A 5,180-nucleotide genomic window follows, 5' to 3' on the forward strand; every position below is an offset into this window, starting at 1 on the left:
GCCTTGCCGATGTGCGTGGCGGGGCTGCCTTGGGGTCATAATCGCGCGTCCAAAAATGAGACCGCACGGGACCGCCTGGTCCGGCCGTCGATCGCGCCGTCGGTTGCAACTTCTGCGCACCACCGCACCCCACCATTGCTGAGAGGACCGGATTGTTTTCGATCATACAAGCCGCTGGCTGGCCGATCTGGCCCTTGCTCCTGTGTTCCATCATTGCGCTCGCGCTGATCATCGAGCGCCTGTCCAGCCTGCGGGTCGCGCGCATCGCGCCGCCCCGGTTGCTCGATGAAGTGATCTCGGTCACCCGCGCCCACCTGCCGGCCGCCGACGTCGTCAACAAGCTGGCCGACAACTCGCTGCTCGGCCAGGTGCTCGCCACCGGCCTGAGGGCGATCATCGCCGACCCGCGCATCTCGCACGACAACCTGCACGGCGCGTTCGAATCCGCCGGCCGCAGCGCGGTGCACAAGATGGAGCGCTTCCTGAACACGCTGGGCACCATCGCCTCGGCCGCGCCGCTGCTGGGCCTGATGGGCACGGTGATCGGCATGATCGAGATCTTCGGCTCGCAGGCGCCCACCGGCGGCAGCAACCCGGCGCTGCTGGCGCACGGCATCTCGGTCGCGCTGTACAACACCGCGTTCGGCCTGATGATCGCGATCCCGTCGCTGATCGCGTACCGCTATTTCCGGGGCCTGATCGATGCGTACACGCTCGAGATGGAACAAGCCGCCGAGCGCATGGTGCCGCACCTGATGCGCTTCACCGCGGTGCGCAAGGCAGGCTGAAGGGCGATGGCGATGAAGTTCCGCAAGCACCACCCCGAAGAACCCGAGATCAACCTGATCCCGTTCATCGACGTGCTGCTGGTCGTCCTGATCTTCCTGATGCTGTCGACCACCTACTCGAAGTTCACCGAGCTGCAGATCAGCCTGCCGGTGGCCGATGCCGACAAGCCGCGCGAGAACAACAAGGAAGTGATCGTCGCGATCTCGGCGGAAGGCCGCTATGCGGTCAACCGCAAGACGCTCGACGGCCGCAGCGTCGACATGCTGACCGCCGAGCTGCTGTCGGCATCCGCCGGCGCGAAGGACGCGATCATCATCGTCTCGGCCGATGCGGCGTCGTCGCACCAGTCCGTCATCACGGTGATGGACGCCRCACGCCGCGCGGGCCTCGCGCGGCTGACCTTTGCGGCGCAGACCTCGCAGGGCGGCGACGGCCGCTGAGCGGCTGCGCGCCGGCCCCGTGTCGTTCTCCCTCCGACTGCAGCGCGCCTGGCTCGCGCGCGGCGCGCTCGCGTGGGCGCTGCGCCCGCTGGCCGGGCTGTACGCTGCCATCGTCGCGCTGCGCGGTTTCGCGTTCCGGGCCGGCTGGCTGCGCATCGAGCGCCTGCCGGTGCCGGTGATCGTCGTCGGCAACCTGATCGCCGGCGGCGCCGGCAAGACACCCACCTGCCTGGCCGTGGTCGAGCTGCTGCGGCGGCACGGCTGGACGCCGGGCATCGTGTCGCGCGGCTACGGCGGCAACGCCGGTGACGACATCGTGCTGGTGACGCCCGACACGCCGGCCGGCGCCTGCGGCGACGAGCCGCTGCTGATGCAGCGCCGCAGCGGCGCACCGGTCGCCGTCGGCCGGCGCCGCGTGCAGGCCGGCCGCGCGCTGCTGGCAGCCCATCCCGCGGTCGACGTGATCGTCTGCGACGACGGCCTGCAGCACCGGCGGCTCGCGCGCGATGCACAGGTCATCGTGTTCGACGAACGCGGCGCCGGCRACGGCTGGCTGCTKCCGGCCGGGCCGCTGCGCGAGCCGATGCCGGCTGCCCTGCCCGCGCGCAGCGTGCTGCTGTACAACGCGCCGGCGCCGTCGACGGCGCTGCCAGGGCATGTCGTGCAGCGTGGCCTGCGCCGCTTCACGCCGTTGCAGGCCTGGCGGGACGGCACGGCTTCCGTTGCCGATGCGGCCGAGCTGCAGGGGCGCCGCCTGCTCGCCGCCGCCGGGCTCGCGCATCCGCAGCGCTTCTTCTCGATGCTGCGCGATGCCGGCCTCGACATCACCGAGCTGCCGCTGCCCGATCACCACGATTTCGCGCAGCTGCCCTGGCCGTCCGACACGGCCGACGTGGTCGTCACCGAGAAAGATGCCGTCAAGCTCGATCCCGCGCGCCTCGGCAGCACGCGCGTGTGGGTCGCGACGCTAGACTTCCAGCTTCCGCCGGCCTTCGCTGCCGACCTGTTGGCGCTGCTGCCACAGCGCGCGCCGACCGCCCATTTCTGACCCGAGGACGCCCGATGGACACCCGACTGCTTCAACTGCTGGTGTGCCCCCTGTGCAAGGGGCCGCTGGAGCACAAGCGCCCGCCGCAGGATGCCGCGCACGAACTGGTGTGCAACGCCGACCGCCTGGCCTTCCCGGTGCGCGACGGCATGCCGGTCATGCTCGAAGCCGAGGCCCGCTCATTGGACACGGCGCCCGCCGAGGCCGGGAGCACTGCGTGAGCTTCACCGTCCTCGTGCCGGCGCGGCTGCAGTCGACGCGGCTGCCGCGCAAGCCGCTGGCCGACATCGGCGGGCTGCCGATGATCGTGCGCGTCGCCCGCCGCGCCGCGCTGTCGGGCGCGCAGCAGGTGGTGGTGGCGGCCGACGATGTGGAGATCGTCGCCGCCTGCCGCGCCCACGACGTGGCCTGCGTGCTGACGCGCACCGACCACCCGACCGGCAGCGATCGCCTCGCCGAGGCCTGCGCGCTGCTCGGCCTGCAGCCCGACGAGATCGTCGTCAACGTGCAGGGCGACGAGCCGCTGATCGAGCCGGCGCTGGTCGACGCCTGCGCGGCGCTGCTGCAGTCGCAGCCCGACTGCCCGATGAGCACCGCGGCGCATGCGATCGACAGCGTCGACGAGCTGCGCAACCCGAATGTCGTGAAGGTCGTGCTCGACGGTGCAGGCCGCGCGCTCTACTTCTCGCGCGCGCCGATCCCGTGGTGGCGCGACGGCTATGCCGCGGGCATCGAGACGCTGTCGTCGCCCGCCAGTTCGTTGGCCACCCCGCTGCGCCACATCGGCCTGTACGGCTACCGCGCCGGCTTCCTGAGGGATTTCCCGAAGCTGCCGCCCTGCCCGCTCGAGCAGACCGAATCGCTGGAGCAGTTGCGCGTGCTGTGGCATGGGCACCGCATCGCGGTGCACGTGAGCGCGGTGCGCCCCGGGCCGGGGGTCGACACGCCCGAAGACCTGGCGCGTGCGCGTGCGTTGATCGGGCACTGACCGGGTGGGCCGCGCCCGCGCGAAGCGGGTGTAAACCCGGAGGTGCCGAGGGCCCGGCGACCTGCCCCGCGTCAGTTTCGCGCAGGAGGTCGCATGCTATTCTCGATGGCAAAAGTCCGTGCCTGCGCCGGCTGGCACCGCGGCCACGAATTCCATAAATTGAGGATGACTGATGAGACTGATTCTGCTGGGCGCGCCAGGCGCCGGTAAGGGCACGCAAGCGGCGTTCATTTGCCAGAAGTTCGGCATCCCGCAGATCTCCACCGGCGACATGCTGCGCGCGGCCGTCAAGGCCGGCAGCCCGCTCGGCGTGGCGGCCAAGAAGGTGATGGACGCCGGTGGCCTGGTCAGCGACGACATCATCATCGGCCTCGTGAAGGAGCGCATCGCCCAGCCCGATTGCGCGAAGGGCTTCCTGTTCGACGGCTTCCCGCGCACCATCCCGCAGGCCGACGCGATGAAGGCCGCCGGCGTCAAGCTCGACTTCGTGCTCGAGATCGACGTGCCCGATGCGTCGATCATCGAGCGCATCAGCGGCCGCCGCGTGCACCCGGCCTCGGGCCGCAGCTACCACCTGAAGTTCAACCCGCCGAAGACCGCGGGCCGCGACGACGTGACCGGCGACGAGCTGATCCAGCGCGACGACGACAAGGAAGAGACCGTCAAGAAGCGCCTCGACGTCTACCAGAAGCAGACGCGCCCGCTGGTCGAGTACTACTCCAGCTGGGCCGCGGCCGGCGACGCCGTCGCGCCCCGATACCGCAAGATCTCCGGCACCGGCACGGTCGAGGAGATCACCGCCCGCGCGCTGGCCGCGCTTCAGTAAGAGGCACGCCATGGACATCGCAGGCAAGGTCTTCATCGTGACCGGCGGGGCCTCGGGCCTCGGCGAAGGCTCGGCGCGCATGCTCGCGGCCGCCGGCGGCAAGGTCGTCATCGCCGACCTGCAGGCCGACAAGGGCGAGGCGGTCGCGAAGGAACTGGGCGGCGTCTTCGTGCGCTGCGACGTGAGCCAGGAGGCCGACGGCCAGGCGGTCGTCGCCGCGGCGGTGGCGGCCGGCAAGCTGATGGGCCTCGTCAACTGCGCCGGGATCGCACCGGCCGTCAAGACGGTCGGCAAGGACGGTGCGCACCCGCTCGCGGTGTTTGCGAAGACGGTGACGGTCAACCTGGTCGGCAGCTTCAACATGATCCGCCTCGCCGCCGAGGCGATGAGCCGCAACGCGCCCGAGCCCACCGGCGAGCGCGGCGTGCTGATCTCGACCGCCAGCGTGGCGGCCTATGACGGCCAGATCGGCCAGGCAGCCTATGCCGCGTCGAAGGGCGGCATCGTCGGCATGACGCTGCCGATCGCGCGCGACCTGGCCCGCAACGGCATCCGCAACATGACGATCGCGCCGGGCATCTTCGGCACGCCGATGCTGTTCGGCATGCCGCAGGAGGTGCAGGACGCCCTGGCCGCCGGCGTGCCCTTCCCGAGCCGCCTCGGCACGCCCGCGGACTACGCGAAGCTGGTGCACCAGATCATCACGAACGAGATGCTGAACGGCGAGGTGATCCGCCTGGACGGCGCGATTCGGTTGGCACCGAAGTGATTTCGTAGCCCGGATGCCAATCCGGGTTCTTTCTTCACTTCGAGCGCCGCTCCCGGATTGGCATCCGGGCTACTTCTTGCGGGCGTACAAGGCCCACAGCCGCGCGAGATCGGCCGTGCCATCGTTGCCCTGCACGGTCCGGAAGGTCGCGGCCGACTTCGCATGGTCGCCCGCCACCAGCTGCGCAATCGCCAGGTGCAGCTTCGCGTCATCGGGCCGCTTCGTGCCCTTCGCGATGCCCTGCTGCATCAGCTCCAGCCCCGGCCTGGCCTGCCCGCCRTAGACCTGGTCCAGGCCGATCGCCAGCAACTCGCCGCCGT

Annotated in this window: 7 protein-coding genes and 1 pseudogene; 7 read left to right on the plus strand and 1 reads right to left on the minus strand. The window is 70.6% G+C overall.

The window, feature by feature from the left end; genetic code table 11:
- Positions 1-152: 152 nt before the first annotated feature.
- The 7 genes from AC1DXV_RS30915 (at position 153) to AC1DXV_RS30945 (ending at position 4,860) form a co-directional block, all read left to right on the plus strand.
- Complete coding sequence (locus AC1DXV_RS30915) at positions 153-788, plus strand: MotA/TolQ/ExbB proton channel family protein (RefSeq protein WP_047508839.1); 636 nt, start codon at positions 153-155, stop codon at positions 786-788.
- A 12-nt stretch (positions 789-800) separates the two neighbouring features.
- Complete coding sequence (locus tag AC1DXV_RS30920) at positions 801-1,229, plus strand: ExbD/TolR family protein (RefSeq protein ID WP_477937287.1); 429 nt, start codon at positions 801-803, stop codon at positions 1,227-1,229.
- Between the two features lie 19 nt (positions 1,230-1,248).
- On the plus strand, positions 1,249-2,277 hold the full coding sequence (lpxK, locus tag AC1DXV_RS30925) for a tetraacyldisaccharide 4'-kinase (RefSeq protein WP_477937289.1): 1,029 nt from the start codon (positions 1,249-1,251) through the stop codon (positions 2,275-2,277).
- 14 nt (positions 2,278-2,291) lie between these two features.
- Positions 2,292-2,498, plus strand: coding sequence for a Trm112 family protein (locus AC1DXV_RS30930; RefSeq protein ID WP_477873477.1), 207 nt, complete (start codon positions 2,292-2,294; stop codon positions 2,496-2,498).
- The gene (gene kdsB, locus AC1DXV_RS30935; RefSeq protein WP_477873478.1) at positions 2,495-3,265 is read left to right on the plus strand and encodes a 3-deoxy-manno-octulosonate cytidylyltransferase; all 771 of its coding nucleotides are present in this window, start codon (positions 2,495-2,497) and stop codon (positions 3,263-3,265) included. Before AC1DXV_RS30930 ends, kdsB begins: the two co-directional genes overlap by 4 nt.
- A gap of 172 nt (positions 3,266-3,437) precedes the next feature.
- A complete protein-coding gene (gene adk, locus AC1DXV_RS30940) occupies positions 3,438-4,091 on the plus strand; it encodes an adenylate kinase (protein ID WP_477841517.1) in 654 nt (217 codons plus the stop codon).
- 10 nt (positions 4,092-4,101) lie between these two features.
- On the plus strand, positions 4,102-4,860 hold the full coding sequence (locus AC1DXV_RS30945; RefSeq protein WP_477937291.1) for a 3-hydroxyacyl-CoA dehydrogenase: 759 nt from the start codon (positions 4,102-4,104) through the stop codon (positions 4,858-4,860).
- Positions 4,861-4,929: 69 nt separating this feature from the next.
- On the opposite strand, the pseudogene AC1DXV_RS30950 reads toward AC1DXV_RS30945, so the two are convergent.
- Positions 4,930-5,180, minus strand: a pseudogene (locus AC1DXV_RS30950) (tetratricopeptide repeat protein); the annotation flags it as partial.

The sequence above is a fragment of the Rhizobacter sp. P3_C12 genome (genome assembly GCF_056402735.1).